This window comes from Citrobacter sp. NCU1, from assembly GCF_010231475.1.
Classification (GTDB): Bacteria; Pseudomonadota; Gammaproteobacteria; order Enterobacterales; family Enterobacteriaceae; genus Citrobacter_D.
Window position 1 is genome coordinate 59,951 of sequence record NZ_NRDO01000035.1, and the last position, 23,640, is coordinate 83,590.

The 23,640-nt window shown below is 50.7% G+C and carries 21 protein-coding genes; 15 read left to right on the top strand and 6 right to left on the bottom strand.

All coding sequences use genetic code 11. From position 1 onward, the window contains the following. Positions 1 to 4: 4 nt before the first annotated feature. Positions 5 to 1,693, bottom strand: coding sequence for a portal protein (locus CJP72_RS11960; RefSeq protein ID WP_162381349.1), 1,689 nt, complete (start codon positions 1,691 to 1,693; stop codon positions 5 to 7). 88 nt (positions 1,694 to 1,781) lie between these two features. Here CJP72_RS11960 and CJP72_RS11965 point away from each other — a divergent pair, with 88 nt between their 5' ends. From CJP72_RS11965 to CJP72_RS11995, 7 genes are all read left to right on the top strand, one after another. Then, on the top strand, positions 1,782 to 8,624 hold the full coding sequence (locus CJP72_RS11965; protein ID WP_162381351.1) for an N-6 DNA methylase: 6,843 nt from the start codon (positions 1,782 to 1,784) through the stop codon (positions 8,622 to 8,624). 38 nt (positions 8,625 to 8,662) lie between these two features. Then, positions 8,663 to 9,100 (top strand): olxA, encoded by a 438-nt coding sequence (locus CJP72_RS11970; RefSeq protein WP_162381353.1) that lies wholly within the window; start codon positions 8,663 to 8,665, stop codon positions 9,098 to 9,100. Between the two features lie 9 nt (positions 9,101 to 9,109). Continuing rightward, positions 9,110 to 9,373 carry a hypothetical protein gene (locus CJP72_RS11975; protein WP_162381355.1) on the top strand — a complete coding sequence of 88 codons (264 nt, stop codon included), beginning with the start codon at positions 9,110 to 9,112 and terminating at the stop codon, positions 9,371 to 9,373. Between the two features lie 160 nt (positions 9,374 to 9,533). After that, a complete protein-coding gene (locus tag CJP72_RS11980; RefSeq protein WP_162381357.1) occupies positions 9,534 to 9,701 on the top strand; it encodes a hypothetical protein in 168 nt (55 codons plus the stop codon). A 207-nt stretch (positions 9,702 to 9,908) separates the two neighbouring features. Next, positions 9,909 to 10,484 carry a VRR-NUC domain-containing protein gene (locus CJP72_RS11985; RefSeq protein ID WP_162381359.1) on the top strand — a complete coding sequence of 192 codons (576 nt, stop codon included), beginning with the start codon at positions 9,909 to 9,911 and terminating at the stop codon, positions 10,482 to 10,484. A gap of 86 nt (positions 10,485 to 10,570) precedes the next feature. After that, entirely contained in the window at positions 10,571 to 10,777 is a 207-nt protein-coding gene (locus tag CJP72_RS11990) for a hypothetical protein (protein ID WP_162381360.1), read from the top strand. Continuing rightward, complete coding sequence (locus CJP72_RS11995; protein WP_162381362.1) at positions 10,770 to 11,063, top strand: hypothetical protein; 294 nt, start codon at positions 10,770 to 10,772, stop codon at positions 11,061 to 11,063. The genes CJP72_RS11990 and CJP72_RS11995 overlap by 8 nt, the downstream gene beginning before the upstream one ends. Before the next feature lie 74 nt (positions 11,064 to 11,137). Here CJP72_RS11995 and CJP72_RS12000 read toward each other — a convergent pair whose 3' ends face one another. Next, positions 11,138 to 11,599 (bottom strand): hypothetical protein, encoded by a 462-nt coding sequence (locus tag CJP72_RS12000; protein ID WP_162381364.1) that lies wholly within the window; start codon positions 11,597 to 11,599, stop codon positions 11,138 to 11,140. Positions 11,600 to 11,630: 31 nt separating this feature from the next. Continuing rightward, complete coding sequence (locus CJP72_RS12005) at positions 11,631 to 12,116, bottom strand: hypothetical protein (RefSeq protein ID WP_162381365.1); 486 nt, start codon at positions 12,114 to 12,116, stop codon at positions 11,631 to 11,633. 188 nt (positions 12,117 to 12,304) lie between these two features. Between CJP72_RS12005 and CJP72_RS12010 the strand changes: the two genes are divergently transcribed. The 3 genes from CJP72_RS12010 to CJP72_RS12020 all read left to right on the top strand — a co-directional run bounded on the left by CJP72_RS12010 (position 12,305) and on the right by CJP72_RS12020 (position 15,859). Beyond that, positions 12,305 to 13,609, top strand: coding sequence for a DNA-directed RNA polymerase subunit alpha C-terminal domain-containing protein (locus CJP72_RS12010; protein WP_162381367.1), 1,305 nt, complete (start codon positions 12,305 to 12,307; stop codon positions 13,607 to 13,609). A 523-nt stretch (positions 13,610 to 14,132) separates the two neighbouring features. Further along, positions 14,133 to 15,239 carry an alpha/beta hydrolase gene (locus CJP72_RS12015; protein ID WP_162381369.1) on the top strand — a complete coding sequence of 369 codons (1,107 nt, stop codon included), beginning with the start codon at positions 14,133 to 14,135 and terminating at the stop codon, positions 15,237 to 15,239. 209 nt (positions 15,240 to 15,448) lie between these two features. Next, a complete protein-coding gene (locus CJP72_RS12020) occupies positions 15,449 to 15,859 on the top strand; it encodes a hypothetical protein (RefSeq protein WP_162381370.1) in 411 nt (136 codons plus the stop codon). On the opposite strand, the gene CJP72_RS12025 is transcribed toward CJP72_RS12020, so the two are convergent. Both CJP72_RS12025 and parM read right to left on the bottom strand, forming a co-directional pair. Continuing rightward, complete coding sequence (locus CJP72_RS12025; protein WP_162381371.1) at positions 15,839 to 16,333, bottom strand: hypothetical protein; 495 nt, start codon at positions 16,331 to 16,333, stop codon at positions 15,839 to 15,841. The genes CJP72_RS12020 and CJP72_RS12025 overlap by 21 nt on opposite strands. Further along, on the bottom strand, positions 16,333 to 17,412 hold the full coding sequence (gene parM / locus CJP72_RS12030; RefSeq protein WP_162381372.1) for a ParM/StbA family protein: 1,080 nt from the start codon (positions 17,410 to 17,412) through the stop codon (positions 16,333 to 16,335). The genes CJP72_RS12025 and parM overlap by 1 nt, the downstream gene beginning before the upstream one ends. A 262-nt stretch (positions 17,413 to 17,674) precedes the next feature. On the opposite strand from parM, the gene CJP72_RS12035 reads away from it, so the two are divergent. Then, a complete protein-coding gene (locus CJP72_RS12035; RefSeq protein WP_162381373.1) occupies positions 17,675 to 18,895 on the top strand; it encodes a hypothetical protein in 1,221 nt (406 codons plus the stop codon). Beyond that, positions 18,895 to 20,406, top strand: a complete 1,512-nt coding sequence (locus CJP72_RS12040; protein ID WP_193568695.1) for a terminase — start codon at positions 18,895 to 18,897, stop codon at positions 20,404 to 20,406. Before CJP72_RS12035 ends, CJP72_RS12040 begins: the two co-directional genes overlap by 1 nt. A 32-nt stretch (positions 20,407 to 20,438) precedes the next feature. Here CJP72_RS12040 and CJP72_RS12045 read toward each other — a convergent pair whose 3' ends face one another. Then, on the bottom strand, positions 20,439 to 21,473 hold the full coding sequence (locus CJP72_RS12045) for a hypothetical protein (protein ID WP_162381374.1): 1,035 nt from the start codon (positions 21,471 to 21,473) through the stop codon (positions 20,439 to 20,441). Between the two features lie 546 nt (positions 21,474 to 22,019). On the opposite strand from CJP72_RS12045, the gene CJP72_RS12050 reads away from it, so the two are divergent. The 3 genes from CJP72_RS12050 to CJP72_RS25525 all read left to right on the top strand — a co-directional run. Next, positions 22,020 to 23,045 carry a tyrosine-type recombinase/integrase gene (locus tag CJP72_RS12050; RefSeq protein WP_238340053.1) on the top strand — a complete coding sequence of 342 codons (1,026 nt, stop codon included), beginning with the start codon at positions 22,020 to 22,022 and terminating at the stop codon, positions 23,043 to 23,045. Between the two features lie 79 nt (positions 23,046 to 23,124). Continuing rightward, on the top strand, positions 23,125 to 23,451 hold the full coding sequence (locus CJP72_RS12055; RefSeq protein ID WP_162381375.1) for a hypothetical protein: 327 nt from the start codon (positions 23,125 to 23,127) through the stop codon (positions 23,449 to 23,451). 2 nt (positions 23,452 to 23,453) lie between these two features. Then, positions 23,454 to 23,640 (top strand): hypothetical protein (locus CJP72_RS25525; protein ID WP_238340054.1); only part of this gene is annotated, 187 nt, incomplete at its 3' end.

The following is a 23,640-nucleotide window of genomic DNA, read 5'->3' on the forward strand; positions in this document are numbered from 1 at the left end:
TGTATTACTGTTGGGTCATAACGAATTTGGCGAAATTAAGCAGTTGCTCCCGGCTCCATGTCTCCGGGTTGCTGTCGTCGCCTTTTCCTGGAGTGGATTCGTACATCATGTCGTCGTGTTCAGAGGGGTCTTGAGTGGCGCTAAACTCCTTGATCATGGACTGCAGTGTTTGGTCATCCATCTTGAGTTGGTCGCAGAACAGGTAACGCATAAACGTCTCGCTACCCGCCAGTTTCGGGCTTTGCTGGATCTGGTCGAGAATTTGCGTGATGACGGCGATGAAGTTGGCGCGGGAATCCTGATCGCGGGCTTCTTCCTGCATCAGCGCGGTATTGATGGAATTAAACTGTACGGTGTACGGTCGCTGGTTCGGCAGGTAGGCTTTGCCGTGTTTGTACGCCAGGTGAATATCTGCGATTCGGTAAATCGCATCACTACCGGCCTGTCGCAACCATTGCGCGCGGATCGCCGCCTGTATAGCAGTTTGCGCCCAGCCTCCTTCCCCCAGTCCTCCGGACATTTGGTCTGCCCATCCGAGCATCGTCGAATCAATGCCCAGGCTTGAACACAACTGGCGCAGGTGAAACATCACGTCTTCAATTCCGTTGATATCCGCCGGAATGTACTGGGTATCAATCGTGACGTTGTTCTTCCCGTCACCCATTACCGGGATCAGGTGGTTTAGCACCGTTGGCATTGTGTTGGCTTGCAGCGAACGCCGTGACATAGCATCGCTGTTGCGCTTCAGTGACTGGCTTACCGTGCGCGTGTAGTTGGCGGCGTTTACCGGATCGAGGGTGCCGGTCGTCAGGGCGATCAGGCGGTCAATTTTGGCGGCGTTATAGCGGGTGGCTTTCAGGGCATTCAGGGCGCCGCAAAGGTTCATAAACGGTTCATATGAGTTCTCCAGAAAGCTGGTGCCGTAATTCTGCGTTTCGGCGAGGGTGTGCTGGGCTTGTTCGGTTAATAGCGAATAGCCGCGCGTACCCGTTGTGACCGGAATGATATTCCCCGATGGTGTCCAGAAAGGGTTTTTCATCGCCACGATTTCCCACGGATTAGCCAGCATTCGTTGCATCGTGTCCGGGGCTAGAAGGTAATCACCGGCGAACCCCGCCAGTGTGCCGCCTTTGTTGAACTCCTGAATGAAGTACGGGAGGGTGTAATAGGATGACTCAATATTGATGATGCCGCGCCCTGGCTCACCGTAGGGACGCATATAACCCACGCCAAAAATTGCCATGAGCAATCCCCATGACGGCAAACCGGTGTTAATCATTTCCCCCAGGTCGTCCATTAGCTCGTTGCAGCGCGCTACGGTTTCTTTGTCGCCGGGATCTTTTGCCGCAATGGTAAAGGCCAGCCCGGTACGTTTGCTGGGGGATAGCGCTTGCGCGATATGGATATTCAGCGCCTGTGAGACGGTTGCGCTTTTCGACATTTCTTCCAGCACGGTATACCGGGACAGTCTGTCCAGCGGCAGCTCAAGATTAATGCCTATGTGATCCGCTTGTGTGGTCAGTTCTCCGGGGGCGTCCTGCCGGTTGCCCGTCATAAATGACAGTCCAGATCGCGAAACAACGTTGTGACCACTACTGATGGGGAGTTGTGCCAGTGGCGTACTCGGCGCACTGGAGAACAGTTTTTTCAGGGCAGCGAGTGGCCCGGAGTTCGTCGATTTTCTGTTAGCCATGTTTTGACCAGTACCCTTATTAAATACAGACCGCTTAGATTTGCTGGGATTTTATTGGGTCTATGTTTTACGGGCATAAGGTTAAAAAATGGCAAATCAGCTTTCAGAAGCAATAAATGGGGCATCAACGTTAAGTGAGTTGATAGCCGTCATACTCCGGGCGCGTAAAGTTCGAAGCGTGGCGCGATTCGGTATTGAGAAGGAAAGCGGCGTCAGTATTCAGCGAGCACGGCGACAAGCGAACAATGACGCTATGCGCCTGTTGAACGAACTCCCGCAAAACTTCAACGGCAACAACCTGAGCGACGAACAGCGCGCGATTCTGGCTGGCTATACGGGGGAGGGTGGCCTTTCTGATGGCGGAAGCCAGTACGAATATTACACCCCGCCATTTATGGCAGAAGGTGTGTGGGATCTTCTTGCCGACTATGGCGTTACGTCCGGTCACGTGCTGGAGCCGTCGGCGGGGACCGGGATTTTTCAGGAGACGAAACCCGCCGGTGCGATCATGACGGCTGCAGAAATCTCCCTGGTGTCCGGTCGTATTAACCAGCTACTTCACCCCGAAGACAGTGTGAATATTGGCGCGTTCGAAAGCCTGGCAGTTAACGTGCCTGATGATACCTACGACCACGCGGTCGGGAACGTCCCGTTTGGCGAAAGCCGCACCGGGTACGCTGAACTCGATCCGGCCTACAAAAACGAAACGAACGTCGGGCATTACTTCATCCTGCGAACCATCGACAAGGTTAAGCCGGGAGGCCTGATTGTGCTGGTGGTCCCGAACGGCATGACAGACGGCGGCGGAACGAATAAGAAGCTGCGTGACCGCGTATCCCGCAAGGCGGAGTTTTTGGGCGCCCATCGTATGCCGTCCGGCACCTTTGCCGAGAGTGGTACATCAACGGTGGTCGATGTTTGGGTATTACGCAAACACACGAAAGCACTGGCGACGATCGTCAACGATGCCACCGACAAGACGCTCACCGGCGCGAATGTGCTGTGGCCTGTTTTCATCAAGGGCAAGTGGTTCCTCACTCCGGAAGGAAAGCGGTTTGTTCACGGCGAAACTGAGCGCTCATCTTTCAACAACATACTCACGGTCAAGAAGGATGGCCAACTCACCAACGCCGCAATGAAACAGGCGCTGTCCCGTCGTTTTGACAGTCGAATTGACTGGTCCATGCTCACCATTGAACAGGATGCTTATCAGGGCGCGGTCGAAGGCGACAAGCGGCTGGTGGGGGATATCTGGCATGTATTCGACGGCGAAAAATGGATACGCGACACAACCACTAACCACACGGCAATTGATCCCGCCAGATTCGGTGCTGCAACGTTTGGTGATCTGCAGACGAAATGCCGCTCACTGCAGGGGCTGCTGTCACTGACTGCCAGCGAAATTAAAGCCGTCCTCGATGTTTACCCGTCACTGCTTACCGACCGGCAAAAGGGTGTCGTTTCCTTTGCGCTGAAGCAGAAGGCCAGCCAGCGTGAACGTGTTATGCGTGGTGGTCTGATCGGCCTGACGATTAACGATGCGCAGGACATGATCGCCCAGGGGTATGACGCCGGTTCCGTGCTGGTGGACGCGGCGCGCCTCACCGCCGAAGAGGTCGCCCGAAGTGGTTCGCCTAACGGTCTGCGGTTAACGGGGTTGTCTGACAGCAAAGCGAAGGCCTGGCTCACCTTTCAGGCGAACGTTACCCGGGAAGGCCAGCTATCGGATTTGCTGACCGGAAATATGAATGATAGCGAACTGAAAACACTGGATACCGCCAATCCGGAGCAGGTCGTTAGCCATTTGTTCAGCCAGATTGACCTGATCCCCGTCACCCTGGAGCAATTCAGGGAAGTATGCACCGCCAAACTGCCAGAAAGTGATGATGCGTTACTGGCCTACCTTGCCGGGTTCCCCGAAATTGCGCTCGACGGCTACGGAAATATGCTGCCAATGTCCCGCGCCACCAGCGGGAACGTGCGCGGCAAAATAAACCATCTGGCTGGGCTGGTGAATGAGTACCCGGACGGGCCAGAAAAGCAAAACTTTGTCCGTCAGATGGAGCTTATTAATACCCGTCGTGTTGCCGCCCCGATTGACAAAATCAAGGTGAACCTTAACGCCCGTTGGCTTGACCGCCGTCTGATTAAGGAGTTTCTCGCCGAACAGGGTTATGACGCGTTCCGGTACACGAAGGATCTGGAAGTCGAGGACGGCTATCTGATCTCTGAGGATGATTACGACGGCAAGGACGGTGTTTTTACCGGGTATCAGCTACGAACGGTCAACGGCAAAGGTGGTGTTGCTGAATTTAAGAAGGCCAATAACAGCGATGGCTTCCTGAACCAGTTGGAGAACTACCTTAACGGCGTTAAACCGCGTGGGCCCAAAGCAAGTGACTACCTGGCGCGCATCGCCAGTCTGGAAGGCAGTTTCAATGACTGGCTGAAATCGCACCCTGATGTTGACGGGGTTGTGAATGATTACAACGACGCGTTCAACAACTACATCCCGTTTGAACACTCCAGCGAATCGTTAAGCCTGGAAGGGCTATCCGGTAAGCGCATCCCGTTAAGCTATCAAAACTCAGAGGTTCGCCGCCTTTCCGAAGACGGACGCGGGATCATGGGTTTTGGTACTGGCCTGGGTAAAACCACAACCGCGCTGGCGCTGGAAGCCTTCAACTACCAACACGGACGCTCAAAACGTACTGCCATCGTCGTACCCAAAGCGGTTTACCACAACTGGTATCACGAAGCGCGGGACTTCTACAGTGATGAGGTCTTTGCGCAAATGCTGTTTGTCGGCATTGATGAGGTCATGGGTGAAGACGGGACGGTCCAGAAATCACAGGTTCGTAACGAGAACAACGAGCCGATGATGGATGCCTCCGGCAGTCCGGTTATGCGTAACGTCATCAAGGACGCTGACAGCACCACGATTCTGGAACGCATGAACCGCATTCCGGCGTCAAACTTCCGCAGTGTGATTATGACCAAAGAGCAGTATGGCATGATCCCGTTACGCGAAGAAACCATAGATGAGAACTCGGCACAGGCGCTTTATAACGCTATCGACATGGGGCGAACCGACCTTCTGAAAGGTAGTCACCGCGCGGAGCTGGCGAAAAACAAAATCAAAGACAAGGCCGCTGACACCGGCACCGCCAAGAAGCAACAGGTTCCGTATTTTGAGGACATGAACTTTGACAACGTGATCGCGGATGAGGGCCACAACTACCGCAACTCACTGGCTGCAGGTCGCGAAACCGCTCAACTGGCTTATTTGCCGAACCCGTCTGTCTCACAAATTGCCCGTGATATGGCTGTAAAAAGCGCCTACCTGATGAAGAAATTCAATGGTCGCGGCGTCACCCTGCTAACGGCTACCCCACTGGTAAACAGTCCTCTCGATGCCTTCAACATGCTTTCCCACGTTGTGCCGGTTGAAGAGTGGAAAGCGATGGGGATCTTGACCCCTGATGACTTTGTGCGAGTGTTTGGCGAAACCGCCAATGTGGTAGTCCAGAAGATATCCGGCGAGGTGGTGGATAAGCAGGGGCTGGTTGGCTTTAAGAACCTAGACGGCTTGCGCGGTATTTTCCATCGCTGGACGACGCTCAAAACCGCTAAGGACGTGAAAGAAAGCGTCAAAATCCCCGACCTGAACGAAATCAACGTAGACGTGCCGCTGACAACCGAACAGGTGGAAATCTACGAGGAATTGCGCCAGCGCGCGGCGAAAATCGGGCAAAAAGAAGTCGTTGAGCCTAATGGAGACGGCACTGTCTCTGTCACGTCGAACAAGAATGATGACTTCATTTTCTCGGTGATCCGAGACATGGACAAGCTGGTCATTGATCCGGATTTATACCGTTCGTCCATGACGTTCATCTTCCCGGAAGACCAGCGTGAAAAAGTGATGGCTATAGCTGCCGGTCTTCCGGCTGCGGCTGGTGGAGTAGAGTCTGATGACGATGAGACTGATACCGGGTTAGTGAGTACGCGAGCCAGTAAGGTCGTCGAAACCAAAGTTAATACCCGTGGGGATGCCGTAGAGCTGGTGGTTAGCGTGGAGCTGGAAGCCGCCGTACTCGATGCTATCGCGAAAGCCGGTATCGACATGAAGACGGTCACACACCCGATACCGCCAAAATATGCCGCGCTGATTGCCAACCTGAAAGCCGGAATGGTGAACGGTAAGCAAATCATCTTCATGGATGAGAAAAGCCAGCACGGTAAGCTACGGCGCATTCTGTCCAACGCGCTGGGGCTGGATGAGAGTCAGATCGGGATAATCAACGCCACCAGCGTACAGCAAGCCACCGGCGTAAAACTGAAAAAGGTCAAATGCCCGGTAGAACCGACGGAAAAGGCCGACGGCAGTTACAAAGATGGGGCATGGGAGAAGTATTACAGCGAGCTGGCGAAATACGAGGACTATGTTTCCGCGCTGAATGATATGTCCCTCTCCGGCATGGAAGGGATCGCCGCTGACTACAACGAAGGCCGTACCCCGATCGTCATCTGTAACAAGAAAGCCGAAGTGGGGATTAACCTTCACAAAGGCACCACGGATATTCATCACCTGACGTTACCGTGGACCCCTGCCAGCATTAACCAGCGAAATGGACGCGGCGCCCGTGTCGGTTCGTCACAGGATAGCGTGAACGTCCATTACTACTGCGGCAAAGGCTCATTCGATGAGTTCCGTTTGAGTACGCTGAAGCGTAAGGGCGACTGGATCAGCGAAATCATGACGTCAGACGCATCCACACTGAAAAACGGTGACATGGATGAAAACGAAGACATTCAGCTATTGCTGGCGGCAAACCAGGACGAACGCAAAGCCCGTCTTGAGGCGCAACTATCCGCGCGCCGCGAGGCCGAACGCCGTAAAGCCGAAAAAGATGCGGAAGTGGCACTCGACGTTTATCTGCGGTCATCCATTGCAGCAAACGAAGATCCGGCAGACCTGGAGCGCAACCTCAACGCCCTGACTGAGCAGGTCAAAGTCCAGGAGGCAACCGTAGAAGACGCGCGCACCAGCGTTACGCAGGAAGAATCTGACTATAACGAGTGGGCAGAGAAGCACGGCAAGAGAAGCGCTGATGTCTATCACGGCTCATCGCGTCGTAACGCCCGTACCATGTTGAAATACCAGATTGAGAAACTGAGTGAGCTGAAAGGCCAGGCTAAAACAGCCCGTAACACGCTGACGCGCAATAAAAACGCCTCCACGATGTTAAAACGTTCTAAAGGTGATCTGGAGCGTGGCATCGCCGCCGGTGTGATCGACATTGACCCGGATGTGCTGCTGAATCCGTCGAGCTATATGAAAACGCATGACGGTCGGGTAATTAAAAGCGGCGGTTACTACACCATCAAAACGGACACCCCGCAGCAGGTCGTTGTGTGTATCACTCGCCTGTTACCGGAAAAACAAGCGGTTGAAGCGGAGATCACTTATACCTCCGTGTACCTGTATTCCGACTACCGCATGGGGGCGAAAAAAGAGCTGACAGTGGCTGATCTCGACACCCAGCTTGACGTTACGCCGGATACGGCAGAAGCCCGTCGCCGAGCTGCAGAAGGGCTAACCCCTCTCCGGGTTGCCAGCATCCTGACCCGCGCCCAGTTCTACGACGCCGTGACTGAGAAGGTTTTCCGCGTGAGCGGTGATTACTGGATGGCAAACATAGACGGGAAGCTTGAGCTGGTTTATCCCGTGCGTGGTGCGATACCAGATGATATCCCGCCAACCTCTCTGGTGTATCCGGACAGTAGCGACGAAGGCCTGAAACGTGATCTGTTTGCGTATAGCCGTAGCGGGGGAAGTATGTACTCTGCGCGAATGTTCATGAGTGCTGTGTTTGGCGAGAACTATGACGCCGAGCTGGAAGCCTATGGCGAACAAGGGACCGTTGAAGATGTGTTGCCGGTGCTCAATGAGTCGGTTGCTAAGGCAGAGGCCGAATTTAACGAATCCCTGACCGGGGCATCGGATAGCGACATTCGCGCTCAGTTTAACGGCAACTATGAGGCGATCAGGGCTACCTGGAAGCGCCGCATTCCAACGTCATCCCTGGCACCGCTAAACGAGCGTTTCTCTAACAAAAGTCAGTTGGCGAACATTTTTATTCAACTACGTGACGAAAGGCTGGTGGCAAAGCTTCAGTCCATGAAGGACGGTAACGAAAAGCTGTCACAAAAACTGTACTCGCAATTCACTCGCCTTAGTGGTGTGCGGTCGCTGGAAGTGATCCGCGATATGGAAGAAACATCCTCATCTGAATTGATGAACCGGGTAAACAGCCATGACTCCCTGCTAACGTCACCGCTTGCTGATTACCTGATGGCTGGTGTGCTGGTGGGTTCCTATCTGGAAAGTCGCATTTCTGCAGAAGATTTCCGTAGTGCTGAACTGGTTCGGCGTCACATTGACGGAATTAAATATAAATTACAGGAGATTAAGCACGGGGGGTATAAACAATTTGCGGCATCATGGGAGGATTATCTATCCCTGATGGCGGGAGAGAAAACGGCTGAGGAAATTGAGGCTGGAAAACAGGAGCAAGCCGCTAAACAGGTAGAAGCGACTGATTTCACGCAGGAACAGACGGATGAACAGGACTATGGCTACAGCATCCAGCAGAATACGCAGGATCTGGAGGGCAAACGAGTCTGGCGCCGTCGCACCTTCAAACTCAGTTACCCGGCTGGTGGCGCTCATGTACTGATTGATACGTCAGGCAGAGCCACCCTGAAGAAGAAGGCCGTGCGGGAGCTGCTTAAAGAGAAGTACGGCGCGACGTTCTGGAACTTTGAAGACGATCCGGTTGAAGGTAATGAGTTTACCCAGCCAGCCTGGATTGTCTCCAGCCGGTTCGACAGGGCTGATATTCAGGCCAGCATTCAGGCCATCATGTAATTTTAACGGAGTGGCCTGGGCAACCGGGCCAAAAGGAAATGACGACACTAATCGACACCATTAAGCCTACTGAAGAGTATGTAGAGTCAGTATTACAAGAGCACGCGCTGGCTGGGCGCAGTGAGGAAGAATTTATCGCAACATACCTGAAGGGGCTGGCAGAACGGCTGGAGGCCGACGCTCGCGCTTACAGGTCATTTGGTCCGTGGTGGCCTTCGCTGAAAGTGATGTTACTGGAAGCCGAACAAATGGACTTTGGGCAAATCGTTGATGGTGATGTGGCGGCGATCTACAGCATGAGCCGTCCAGCGCTTACGCTGGTGGCAGCGCACCTATATGCTGACGAAATTGTAGAGTCTGGTAATATTTACAGTGCTGATCATTTACTCAGTGTCATGCCGTCGGCTGATGACACCGAGCCTTACCACTATGTCAGCTACGATGAGTCCATCGAAAAATACAAACTGTCCAGATAAGGAGCGCATATGTCAAAAGACAGATCCCGTAGCGAATGCCGGTTTTACAACTCAGAACAGTTACAGGAGAGAGCCGAAGCAATGGGATGTTGCTTGCGATTTGCACGGGCGCAGGGTGTGTTTGAATTGACGATTGATGATAAGCAGGATCAGAACTGGACATGGGTGATGCGTCCGGGCAGCAATGAGCGGGTGCGCCTGGTGCGTGAACTGACGCGTGATGAGTGGGATCAGGCGCTGGCTAATGCGCGGAAGGCACTACTTCTTTTTTAAATCTGAAGTTCTCTATTAGAGAAATACCTTGCATAAAATAAATTAAAGCCTTAGATTTTACTGGAGCAAAAGAAAAGCCCGGCAGAGCCGGGCTTCACATCCACCTGTAGGTTTACGCCGTCAAACTTAGGCCTACAGGGAACAACAGGACTATAAACACATGAAAACCTATGCGCAACGCGATTTTGTAAACCACCCTCATTTCTCTGCAAAAAAAACTCACGATTCTTCCCTGGAAAAAACCCTGATCGTCTGGCTGGCGCTTCTGCTGTCAACTTTTGGTGGTGTCTGGATTTTAAGCCTTATTTATCAGTTCGCTCTGCGGTGACATAGCACACTTTTCCCTAAGCTAAAACCGATGGTAAACGTCGGTTTTCCATTCTTTTCAGCGTTTACATTGCAAACAGCCATTAGCTTGGCTGTTGCTATTGTGTTTTTTTTGAAACGCGATGAGAATAAATGTAATTATTCATTATCTCTTAGATAGGTTGATATTTTTCGAGATGTGATACCTTATTTGCTTTATGGAACGGGTATGCGAGTTTCGTCAGAATGGCTTGAAGGATACAAAAAGAAAAACCACACACGTCGCAGCGATAAGGCCAGGAAAGCCGATGATAGCTGGCTGGCGGTCGTTGTTAAGGTTTCAGTTCACGCAGCCGCACTCGCGGCATTGATAAAAAAAACCGACTTACTGGAAGGGAACCAGGAACACTACGATCAGGTTCGGGTGTTCGATTGCATGGAGCGGAAGCACCCCGATCTTTACGTTCGTCTTCACTCCACCCCAAACGGGGGCCATCGCGGTAAAAAAAGCGCATCAATGATTCAGGCTGAAGGCCAGAAGAAAGGCTATCCGGATATGTCGCTTGATAAAGCCGCCGGTGTGTACCACGGAATGCGCGTAGAACTGAAGCACGGGAAGAGGAAGCCCACCAAAGAACAGATCGAATGGCTGAATGCGTTAACCGACGAGGGTTACTACTGCGTTCTGGCATTTACCCCGGAAGAGGCGGTTGCTGCAATGGTTGCCTATTCGCAACTCAAGCCTGGCGAGTCCATGCCAGCCCATGCGAATGACAGCTACTGGAGGGTATCAACTGAAACATAACACCGAGGGAATGGGTTCAGTAGTTTTGCTGGTGGCTCGCTGCCATCAGTATTTATTTCACAGCGCGGGTAGAGGAACGGGGTTACATGGATCTTAATGCAGTATACAACACACTCAGTAATAACCCCGAAATTACAGGTCAGCGGGAAGGTCGTGCCGAATTTCTCACGTATGAACCAAATGAAGCAGGGGGTGAAGGGGTGTTTGTACTGAATGATATGAATGGGGGGATGCAGCCGTTCGAGCCGTCCATTGATGATCAGCTTAGTGATGATTGGGTGTGCCATGCGTAAACACTACTTCAATGTGTCGTTTGTCGGCGAGAAAGGGCAATTTCGGAGCGCGGTCATTGCATTGGACCATAATGCAATGACCATTCCCGATATTGAATCCGCCAGGCGGTCGCTGGAAATGGATGACAGTACAGGACTGATGTCTGTCAGCCATCTTGGTCGCATGACTGAACAGGAATACTTTCAAGGTATTGATGCTACCCGCAACTGGAACAGATGGGGGATTGTTGCGTCGTGTATGCTGCCGTTTGTCATTCTGGCGCTGGTGGTCTGGCTGCAGCGTTAAACAGTAGCCCTGGTGTTTAGGTGATTAGTCCTGTGTCATTCGTGCCACAGGACTTTTTTATGTGGCTAGAGTCGCTACGGTGTGGCTTGGGCTTTAAGGCGTTCGTCTGCGAGAATGAGCAATTGATAAAGACTCAGGCCTTTGTTCATCGGGTCGTTCATCAGCCTCGATGCTTCAATGGTAAGCCGGGTATGTTTCGTTTCGTCCTGGTATTCAGGGTGAGTGGACATAAATTTACTGATGTCCTTTTGCGCTGCTTGTTTCTTCAGCGTCATTTCTTTTTTTTGCCGCTCGTATTCGTTTTTGTCAGTTGTCCATCCTCGCTTATACATGCAATAGCTATAGATGTCTGTCATGCTTGCATTTGACAGCTTTGCACACTCAGTTTTGTCAATTTTAAAATTTTGTTTCAACTCTTCCTGTGTGTCATACCTCGCGTTATACCGCTTCGTACAGCCGGTTAATGAAAGGCAGAGTGATACGGCGATCAGACAGCAAACAGGTCTGTTTATTTTTCCTGGTGTTGAAGTGCCCATTAAATGTATTCCCAATGATTGCGCTGTGATGTTAGGCGGCGTCTTGCATAGCCTTTAGCGTTTCTTTTGACGCACATGCGTCACGCATACCTGCCGCTGCTCGTTTATCACTTACTTTCGTTAACTCGATAGGTGCTTTTTTGCGAACTACGGAAATAAGCAACCGGACATGGATATTGTCCATTGATACAAATTCGTCTCGGTATTGCATCCGGGCAATAGTCTCTGCCGATTCACTGACTGTTATTCCGTAGCTGTTTGCCCAATGGCAATTTTTTTTGCCCCAGGCCAACAGTGTCTCCCATTGTTCTTTGTCTTTTTTAGCTTCCTCCTTCGCCTGTTTTGCCGCCTCCGCGTTTACCTTAGCCTCGTATTTTGCGTGTTCCTCTCGCGCTTTTTGCATTCTGACGTACTCATCGCGTTCCTTCTGGCGCGCATCAGCCCCAAAATTCACGGAACTGCAGGCGGTCACGCCCACCAGCAATGAAGCAACCATTGCGAGTTTCAATAATTTCATTTTCTTACATTCCTTGTGTCCATAATTTTTCCGTGGAATGTATCAGCAAACCCCTGGTGGGTGATGGGCGAAAAATGTGGCTGTACCACAGACCTTTTTTGTCCGGTATCAATAGACTATTAGGAAATTACAGATTATTATTTGCCGCGAAAGATAACGTAAAATCTAACAAGGATTCTTAGAATAACATGTCAAATGCTGCAGAAAATATCACCACGAAAACCCGCATCACTGATGAAGTAATCCACCTGTCTTTTGTCGGCGTATACAACCAGCTAGCTCTGACACTGCGGCGCATTGGCGGTGACGATCTCGACCGTCGGGCGCTGGAGTCCTGCATCAGCATAATTGAACAGCTACAGGGCGATATACACGCTCGCCTGGATGATGAAACCAGCGACTACAACGCCGTTATGGAACGCCTCGAAGGTGCGAATAGAAAGCTGCTGGAAATGAACATTTATAAGTCCAATGTGGAGGACAATGCTCAGGCTAAAGAGGATGAGCTGGAGGAGCTGCGCCACCAGGCCAAAATGAAAACCCTTGAGTTAGAAGGGGCGCTCATTCAGTTAAAGGACCAGATAAATTCATCCGGGCAGGAGCTGGAGACGGCACAACTGGCGTACAAGGCACTTAAAGCGGATTTTGACACCTATAGGCGGCTTAACCCCGAGTCTTTGCACCGCGAACGCGACGAACTGACGAAATCTGTCTCCAAATTGCGAGCTGAACGCAAAGACACAAATAAGCGTATGCAGTCCCTGCAGGGAAAACTCAACATAGCCGATAAGGAAGTGTCTGTAGCCCGGACGAAACTCATCGCCCAGCGTCAGGATCTGGATAAGCTGAACATCGTGCATGAACACCTGAAAAAGCGCGTGGATTTTCACGACGGTCGCGAGAGTGTGAAACTGTATACGGTAGTGTCTGATCAGGGGAGTGAGTTCAACCTGTTTATCTACAATTACCATTTCGGCCTGATGGCGCGTAACAGTCACATCAAGGGGCATGTCATTGAGCTGGCTGACTTCCATTTCCAGATCCGCACGTCCATGCTCACCGCAATGGATGTTATACCAGGCGTATGGGGTAATCCTATCTACGAACGTCTGAGCGTATTTGAAAAGGCATGGGATAGCGCCATAGACGAAGAGTTACATCAGCGGATCATGGTTCGTCTTGAAATGGACTTCCCGAAAATCCATAAGCGCGTCGTGGACGCTATCGCTGCAGAAATCGGAGAGTTAACGCTTCCGGCAAAGGTGATCGCGCTTCTGAAGAATGCAGGGTTCCATAACGTTCAGTCTATTGCTGCGGTCCTGCCATTTGAGCTGGTGGACATTAAAGGGATAGGGCAGCAAACAGCGGATGAGATAGTCAATGCAGTGAATAGCTGGGCGATCTGCTGGTCACGAGAAAACGGGGACATTGAAGTGTACAAGTCCAACCTGCTCAAAAGCACCAAATCCAGCAAGAGAAGTAAAAACAAATAAAAGCCTTAGAATATACTTGCTAAAAAATGGCGCAGTTCGTAAAGTATCTGCGCGTTATCTGAATTACCTTTGATCTTGGCTTTAACATTAATGGGCTGACCTTTTATCAGCCTTTTTTTTACCGCCAGTACATCATGTGGCGTTAACCTGCGGTTGTAGCGGAAGTTCCTTTGCTTCCGTCCCTTTGCATTGTGGGGATAGCACACCCGGCGTCAGGAAATGATGAGCCGTTTTTATTCATATCACAGGACAACCACTGGGGCGATAAGGTTTGGAAATCCGGGAGAGACGGATATTGCGGGATGCCGAAACACAGGCGCGGCGATATGGTGTTAGCGGGATTAATCCCGTGAGGACAGAACCCGCCCCGCAATGCTTTACCTGCGAAGACCAATAGAACACAAAACCATCAATCTGTATCCCACCAACAGTATATTCATACCTGGACTAATACTTTATCTGCCTATAGTGAATTTGAGCATCTGAATTTCCTTTCTTTTGACTCTATTCAGCCGGAGGCATTATGAGCTTAGTGCGTATTGTATTCATCGCGACCCTTTCACTGATTTTAACCGGATGTGCAGCATCTAATTCATCTTTATCAACGGCAGAAGGAACCGAAACAGGAACAACAGCGGCAAACAAGCTGGGGTACAGTAAGATAAAAGTGTTTTTTGCCACAGACCGGAATCTAACCGGGGATAAGAACCCCGCTGATATGTTCGGAGAAAAACGTTCAGATATTACATATGGTACATGTGAAGTGAGTATTCCACGTGACCACAAGATGGGCAAAATGGAGTCTCCACTCTGGCGGGTTATATTCAAAGAATATCCGGCAAAGCATATTGTACTAATGAGCGCCGACATCACCTCCAAAGACAAATTCTTCGCAGATCTCGCAGCCCGTGTACATCAATCGAAAAAAAGCACAGCATTGATATTTGTTCATGGATATAACGTCACTTTTGAGAATGCTGCGCGTAGAACTGCACAGATGACTTATGACCTGGGCTTTGATGGTGCGCCGACTTTCTATAGCTGGCCTTCGCTTGGGAAAAGGGCAGCTTACACCATTGATGAAGATAATATTGAATGGGCTGAAGCCAATCTGAGAAATTTTCTTGATGACTTTTTTACGCGGTCTGATGCTCAACATGTCTATTTAATCGCGCACAGCATGGGAAGCCGCGCTCTCACTCATGCTGTCGCCTCGTTACTCAGGGATAAGCCAGCATTAAGAAACCGACTTCAGGAAGTGATTCTTGCCGCACCGGATATTGATGCCCAGATATTCAAAAGAGATATAGCACCTGCGCTAGCTGCTACAGGGCGACCTGTGACGTTGTATGCTTCGTCTAATGATGCGGCTCTGGCTGCTTCACAAGAAATAAATGGGTATCCAAGAGCCGGTGATTCCGGAAAAGGTTTAGTTATTGTCCCGGGCATCGAGACAATTGATGCAACGTATGTCGATACTGATTTTATTCACCACTCATACTTTGGCGATTCGACGTCAATTCTGTCTGATATGTACTATCTAATTAAAAACGATGACAGAGCAAATGATCGCTTTGGTCTTCGCCCAATTGATGTACCTCCGGGGCGTTATTGGGAAATCAAACCATGACAGCCAACAGTGCAGACGTATATTTCTGAGCTGGGCCATTGAATGGCATAAACGAGGGGGATTGCTCATGCTTTCCATTTGGTGACAACTCCCCTTAACCCCAACTAACAGCCAAAACGCAGTAACAGCGCTCAAAATTTGAAGTCACGTGATTGGACGTGTTTTTTATTCCCTTAGAATTACAAGTATTCTTATAGGGAGGGAATGAAATGTCTGATCGTATAACCAGTGTCGAAGTAGCTGCAGTTATGCTGAAATGTGGTCGTTACATGACGATCGCCGAGATAATGGCGACACTAACCGAAACCTACCCTGAACTGGAGAACGGGCATACATCAGTCACTAACGTAGTGCGCACCTTCATGAAATCCCCATCCGCAAGCTGTTTCTCACTCCCAGGCGCATACCCGCGCATGTACTTACTGACGTCAGTCTCAGGCTATCTGTTTAAGGTCAGGGGGAACCGGCAGGTTTGCTACGATGATTTGCCATTCCATAGCGGAAGCAAAAAGGATCTGGAACTGGAGAATAAAAAAAGCCAGGAGGTTTCCCGTCTGGCTTTTGGTTTGTTCAACAGTATTTGTCGGCGTCGTATTGCGTCAGGAATTGCTATCGTCTGATGGACGACTCAGCCTAACTGTCTTGCGTGGCTGGCGCCCACTCTCTACCTGAAGCGGCTTAGTGCCTGGAATGCTGGTATCCTCTTCGCTCTCAGTAGATTGTGTAGCTGCTAGCGGTTTATTAACAACGCTTCGCGCCGGTACGGGAGTTTCTGACGCTGCAGGGGCAACGCGATCGCCTTTCTTCGCTTGCTGGTGGTCAGTCACTGCAGCCACCCCCATCAATGACATAGCCATGCTGATAAACCGCTCGGCACGTTCACTTTCCGGTAATGCCATCAGATCCTGACGCTCCAGAAGCGCTACCAGCGCCCCCAGTCCCATCTTCTCCAGCGCATAACCATAACGCAGACAGTCCAGCATAAGCCGACGTTTGGCAGCATTGCTTTGCAAGCTGCTGTACTCCGTCGCCAGCGCGTCAGTTAAGGGGCTGTACTCAGCCAGCCCGGTAATCTTGATGGTTTGTTTTGTCATTAATTCCGCTCGCTCAGTTCAGCCAGTATCTCGTCACGCACCGGGTCAAGTGCGAAGTAAACGCCGCGTACAATGCTTGTTTCCGGGTAGTCTGGAATGAAAACCACATCATGCCAGTCGGCTGTGTAATCCGGCATATCATGCAGTTTTCCACCAATATAGTTTGCACCGCCGCCTACCAACAACAGTGCATCAACATCACGCATGTTTCTGTGAACCTTGCGGATATCGGCGCGAATAATTTCAGCCAATTCACTCGCGGCCTGGCTGATAACGCTCGTTACATCAATGCGCTTGTTGCGCGCGGCTTCCAGGCGGGAGCCGATGTAACCCTGACGGATGATCGTATCAATGCTATCGATGTTGAGGTCTTTGGCATTGATATTCTTCCCGCTGGTGGCCTCAAACTCCTGCAACAGAGCGTGAACCCGTAAAATCATGCGATGGATGCCGTTCTCTGACGTTCTACGGCTAATCACTTGCATATCCTTATCCACGACCGCCATGTCGCACGTGAAGCGGCCTAAATCGACCACGAGGACGCTTTCAGCCTCAGCCAGATCAGGAATGTCATTCTGCGCGGAAATCAGTGCAGGGACGGCTTCAGGAAATACTTCAACGTGCGCAATGCGCGGGGGAGTGATATCACCGTTGAAATTGCGAACGGGTATCAAAAGGTTGTCGGCTTTGGCCTTAATGCGGGAACGGTCAATTTTGCCGATATCAGAATAGAACTGATTCACTGGGAGTGTTTCGGCGACAATCACGTCGCACCCATCCAGGCCAGCACGTACCAGCGCTTCGTTTACCAGTACGCGGTGTGCTGCGCTCACCTGATAGTCAGGGTCGCAGGTATCAACCAGGTCGGCCCCCTGATTCACCACAACATAACTGCGTTCGCGCCCTGCATCGGTGGTCAACCATGAGGAAGAGGTTTCACTGGAAAGCGTCTGCTGGTTGCCAGACCGGATCAGAGAAGGGGTGATGTATGTTTCCATCTGGCCATCACGTTCGAACGTCAGCGCAACGTTACCGGAACCTGCATCCACTGCAACGAAAGTATAGTTTTTATTGGTCATGACTTAATTCCTATTTGGTAATTTCAAAGTAATAAATCGCAAAGGAAATGTATCACACGGCCTCAAAAAGTCCATATTAAAGGGACGTTTAAATATTGATTGGGCGTAAATTGTCCTTATCGTAAGCACAAAACGTGATCATGTTTTTGTGTGGGATTGAAGTGATCAAAAAAGTGATCAAAAAAAACTGATCAGTCGCGTGATCACTCTAAAAACCAGACCGCCTATCCTCGCGGTAGTGTGGTTTTTAGCGGTAGGCGGCATGGCAAAGATAGATTGGCATTGGCACAGGGAAAACTATAGAAAACATAAGCTTGAGTCTGGTGTGACTTACAAGGAGTATGCCGATCACCACTCCCTTAACCCGAATACCGCGCGTCGAGAACTGAGCAAAAAGACAGGTGACGAGCCGCAGGAACCTACCGCACCGGCACGTGATCAGACTGATGATCTGACCATCAGGAAAAGAGGGCGAAAACTCAAGCACAGCAAGGAGTTAGAGGAAATCACCGCGCAGGATGAGCGCGGCGAAACACGGGCGCCCACCAAAAATAAAAAAAATAATTCCAAAGGCACACACGCCAAAATGATCAAAAACGTACATGAGGGGGAAGTGATCCCGCATGTACCGAAGCCACGGGGTAAGGGCAAGCAATTCGAAGACGGTAACGAGGTGAAAGTTGTCGCCAACCTTCGAGGCAAACCCCGGGTCGTTGATCAGGATGCCGCCGTTCCGTTGCTGGAGGCCGGGCTGGAAGAGTGCGAAGTCGCCACGGTGCAAAGCGCCGTTGAGCATATGAAGCTACTGCAGCGCACAACAACCAGAGCCGTTGCCCTGTTTGAAGACGAAATCTCCAACATGATCGCTGGAGGGGGCAAGGACCAAGACGACGACAAACCATCCGGCCCACACCCCCTGTTAAAGATGACCAAACTGCTGATAGAAGTCGGTTATCGAATGGATGACCACGCCACACGTATCAGCTCCATCCGTTCCTCACGTGAAAAGCTACGGATTGACCGGCAAAAGCTCGATGCCAAAGCGTTAGAAATGGAGGTCATTGCAAATGCCTATGCGCTGCGTGACGAAAACGAGTGGGACACCGCGCAAACTGCCGAATTTATCGAACGCCACGGGGTAAAACTGCCCGACTCAATAGCCCTTCGACTGGCTAAGGAAATCAGGGAGGCCGAGCCTGAAGTGGAAGACACCGGCGCTGTAGATGATGACCAGTTAGAAGAAGAGGCACGTCTCTACCGCGCGGCACAGGCCGAAAAAGAGAAGTTTATACGGTCCCGCCGGGAATCCGTCGCCAGGATAGTTGATACCCACGGGTACGGTGACACCAACAATGACGGCATCAGGCGAGAAGGGGAGTTTGAGGCGGATGAAGAGGGGCTGGACATTGATTACGACGCCACACGTGAATTGTATGGCGATGAGGATGAGATCCCCATAGCGGCCCCGGAGGACGATGAGTAATGGCTTCCGGGAAGAAGAAAATCAAATGCGTCACGTCCGATCCGCGCTGGCGTGACATGGCGGTTCGCTACCGTCATGACTGGGGGCTGGCGGTCGTTGAATTGTTCGGGATGCAACCGAGCTGGCAGCAGGACGAAATTCTGGAGTCAGTTCAGAAAATCAAGAGCATGACTACCGTCACGTCAGGGCATGGTACGGGTAAGTCATCCCTGACCGCTATGATGCTGATGATTTACATGATCCTGTATCCGGACGCGCGTGTGGTCATCATCGCGAACAAAATCGCGCAGGTTAAGTCTGGCGTCTTCAAGTATGTGAAAACGTTTTGGGCAAACGCCGTCAAGCGTCACCCCTGGCTGCAAAACCACTTTGTACTGACCGACACCATGTTCTACGAAAGAAGCCGTAAGGGTGTGTGGGAAGTCCTCTGTAAAGGTTATCGCCTGGGTAATGAAGAAGGGCTGGCGGGTGAGCACTCCAAACACCTGCTAATCATTCTGGATGAAGCGTCCGGTATCTCTGACAAGGCGATCGGCGTCCTGACCGGCGCACTGACTGAAGCCGATAACCGTATGCTGATGTTGTCACAGCCTACGCGCCCAAGCGGTTACTTCTACGATTCCCACCACAGCCTGGCGAAGACGGAACATAACCCTAAAGGGATCTGGACGTCGATTGTTCTCAACTCCGAAGAATCACCGTTCGTAACCGACGACTTCATTATTATGAAGCTGGCGGAGTACGGCGGTCGTGACAGCATGGAGTACAAAATCAAGGTGCTGGGCCAGTTCCCGTCCGTGATAGATGGCTTCCTGTTAGGGCGTGACGCCTGTGAACGCGCGCAGCGCCGCAAGGTGTATCTGGAGAAAAACTGGGGCTGGGTGGCGCTTGCTGACGTCGGTAACGGTCGAGATAAGTCTGTACTCAACATTATGAGGATTAGCGGATACCGGGAGAAACGGCGCTTTGTTCCGTTCATGGTGCTGGAAATGCCTGGCACAATGAACCCTACCGAGTTCGGCGACTTCATAGCGAACGAATGTACACAAGAGAAGTTCCCCAACATCACTATTGCCGTGGATGGCGACGGCGTGGGGTCGGCGACGGCTGACCGGCTGGAGCGCAGGGGGGTGAACGTGATCCGCATCCGTTGGGGTAAACCTATGTTCGCCAAAACAGACAAGGATCGCTTTGTCAGCCAGCGCGCCTACGCCAACATCGCAGCGCGTGACGCTATCCAGTCAGGGCGTATGAGGCTGGACTCATCCCCGAAAACAGCAGAACAAGCCGCTAAAATTCCGTGGAAGATTAACGAAGACGGGCGCGTGGCGATGATGAAAAAAGACTACATGCGCCAGAAGATGAACATCAAATCGCCTGACCGCTGGGACACGTATTGTTTTGCTACGTTGGTAACGTATCGACCGGCTAATGATGATATTGGCGGAGATATGGAAGAGACGCGCGCAGACGCACTGGCAGAACTGGCTCAATATGATGATGTGATCTAATGGCAGGGGGCTGGTGGCCCCCTGTCAGGTGTTCAGTCTTTATTGATGAGAATGTTGAAATTCTTACCGCGACGGCTGCGGGTATCGCCAAACATGGAGCGCAACTCTGTGATGGAAAGGACGTTGTTATTATCAGTCGCAAATTTTCGCTCAAGTAATTTGCGATCTTCTTCTGTTAACAAATCCAGTTTACGCCGCCCCGCCTCTATCGAACGGTTGGCTTTTTCTATTTCAGCCTCAGTTTTCGCTTTAGCCAGTTTTGCTTTTGCTCGCCTTTCGAAATGCGTAATACGGCTTAGTATTGATTGTTCCACAATGGTTTTTTGCGCGGCTTTAGCCTCTGCAATTTCTATTTGGTCAATGCCGTATATATCGCCTACCGTAAATATTGAGCACTTCAGAGGCTTAATCAGACTGTATTTGTTAAAGTATTCAGTCTTAGGTTCATGAGATATTTTTATATCTTCTTTTACCCATGCAGGATGATAAATCATGACACCATGCGCACCGCAACGGGCGCGAACTGGCTCAACTTCCCCTTTGAAAACAATATCTAACAACGTGTCTTGATACCCACTAACTCGGTATCTAAATTTGTGTCCTTCAGGGTATGCCGCGAACGTTTCCATTTCTTCTTTCAGGGCTTTAACCGCTTCTGTAGTGTGCGGAAACTTCATCAGCTTTTTAATCTGTTTTTCATAGCGAGTAAGCAAGTCCTCGCGAGTATGTGTACATGTTGTTGCTGCATTAAAAAACCCAATAGCCACAGACACTGGTTCAATGATTAACATTGGAACCGGTGAATAAATGGAAGTAGATATCGCAATGCTTTTGTTCTTTTTCATCTCAGTAGCGAGTTCAGCAAACTTCTTCCACCGAATATGTAAATCAACGGCCTTATTAAAAGTTGCCTCATCGTTTGAAAATGCGATAGGCCGAATCTTTTCGTCCTTTGCATTCCTGCTGTGACAGATGGCGAGAGAATCAACCAGTTGCAGCCAGTCTTTTTTGGTCTGCAAAAACAACTTGTACTGCTGCTCAAACATCACGTCATTAAACGCTGGCATTGTGTGATTGTCCTTTTGGTTGTACTAACACGTTCTTACCCACTTGCTACCCACATTGAAAGTAATCAACGAACACGGTAAAGCCTTAGAAAGACAGCGATCTCAATAAAGCCACACTTCAAGCACCTTACGTGTCCCATCGCCTGGCAGGTGATCACTTCAACGGATCACTCATATGAGGTGGGTAACACTACGACGAACCGGAATCTTGTCGCCCTCATCCTGAGTTGGCTAATTCGTGAGGTCTGTCATAGGGTACATACTAAAGCAAAGCTTTCCCTTTATATATACTTTTGATTCTAAGCTCACTCACGTTTAGGCCAAATCTGATAAAAAAATAACTATAGATAATGGGAGTTATATAAAGTTACGTGCTATGATCGCTCAAACGGGTTATTTAAGTGATCATTTTAGTAGCCTGTAGAGATTTGAGTCGCATTGCCTTGCCAGCGACTCTATTTTTTACGCACGACACCGTTTCTTAGAAAACATGTATTTCAGTTGGAGGCCGCGCGGCACAGCCGAGCGTTATCAAGGAGGTCATAGTTGAACAATCTGAGTATTACAGACATGGTTTCGCGTTTTCCTGAACTTACGGGGGTTACGCCGGAAGAAGTAGCGCAAAATCTGCGCAACTTCATGGCAGATAAGGAGGCGTACTCAGAAAACACGTTTAAAAAGCTTATGTCCGTTGTCCGGGCGTGGGTTCCGTGGTGCCAGCAAAAGCAGATCCCCGCGTTACCGATACTGCCGGAATACGCCAGGGCGTATTTTCTTGAGCTGCACGAAGCTGGCATGGCATCCACCAGCATTACTAATCATTTTGCGATGCTTAACATGTTAGCCAGGATAACCGGACTTCCCGATCTCACCAACAGCAACGAAGTCCAGTTGGCTATGAAGAAAATCCGGCGCCAGGCCGTGCTCGGCGGAGAAAAAACCGGACAGGCCGTCCCGTTCCGGCTCGCCGACCTGCAGTTAGCCAGTCACCTTTTGTCCCAGTCCGACCGCCTTGCTGATTTGCGCAACCGCGCGTTCCTTTACGTTGCCTACAATTCGCTGCTGCGTATTCAGGAAATTGCCCGTATCCGGGTGAAAGATTTATCCATCAACGATGAGCGGATCATCATGGACATTTCACACACGAAAACGGTCGTTACCGCCGCCGGTGTTATCAAACATTTGAGCGTTCCCGCCAGTAATGTGCTGAAACTTTGGCTCAATGCCTCGGAGCTGGTCAGCCATCCCGACGCGGTAGTGTTTTGCCGGGTATTCAAAAATGACCGGGTTCAGATCTCAACAACCCCTATGACCACGCCATCACTGGAGAAAATCTTCCAGGATACCTGGCGGTTACTGGACAAACCAATACAAACAACGAACAAGGGACGCTATCAAATGTGGTCCGGTCACAGCGCGCGGGTCGGCGCGGCACAGGATATGGCTGAACGCGGGGTGAGTATGGCGCAGATCATGCACGAAGGAACATGGTCAAAACCAGAGACGGTAATGCGCTATTTACGCCGCCTGAAAAACGAAAACAGCGCAATGAGTGACATTATGGAACGGTGATAATCATAATTCTAAGGCTTTTATTTGTTGTAACGTGACTGTTATTAGGACAGAATCGGACACGCACCAGGGAGGTGTTATGTCGGGTTCTGTTCTGCTTCACAGGCACTTTGTAATTGACCATCACAAGATTAGTTTTACTGCTGGCATCAAGTGCAACCGTGCCGTTGTCGTGTTTGGTGTAGCCACTCAATCCGAAGTAACCCCCCTCCTGACGCTTGAAAAAGAGTACCCGGACAGTCACGCCGCTTGTCAGTACGTAGAGCGAGTGACCGAAACGGCAGCGCGCAAGCTACTGGCTTACTACCAGCAGGAACATCAGCCTATCGTTGACCGCATCAGCGCCGTGTTTTCCGGGCAGTTAAGACTGGAATACTCCAGCCGTCACAAACCTGTATCGAGATAAGCATGTCCGTATCGTCAAACGTCGTGCGCCTGTTTGTAGCCGTCGCAAGCGCCCATGACATTAATGATCCCGTCGGCACCTATACCAATGGCTCATATGTAGATTCATACAGTGGGTACTACTTCGGCCCTGACATTTTTCAGCACCCCAAGACGCTGGCAACGCTGGTTAAACACGGGGTTATTGAGT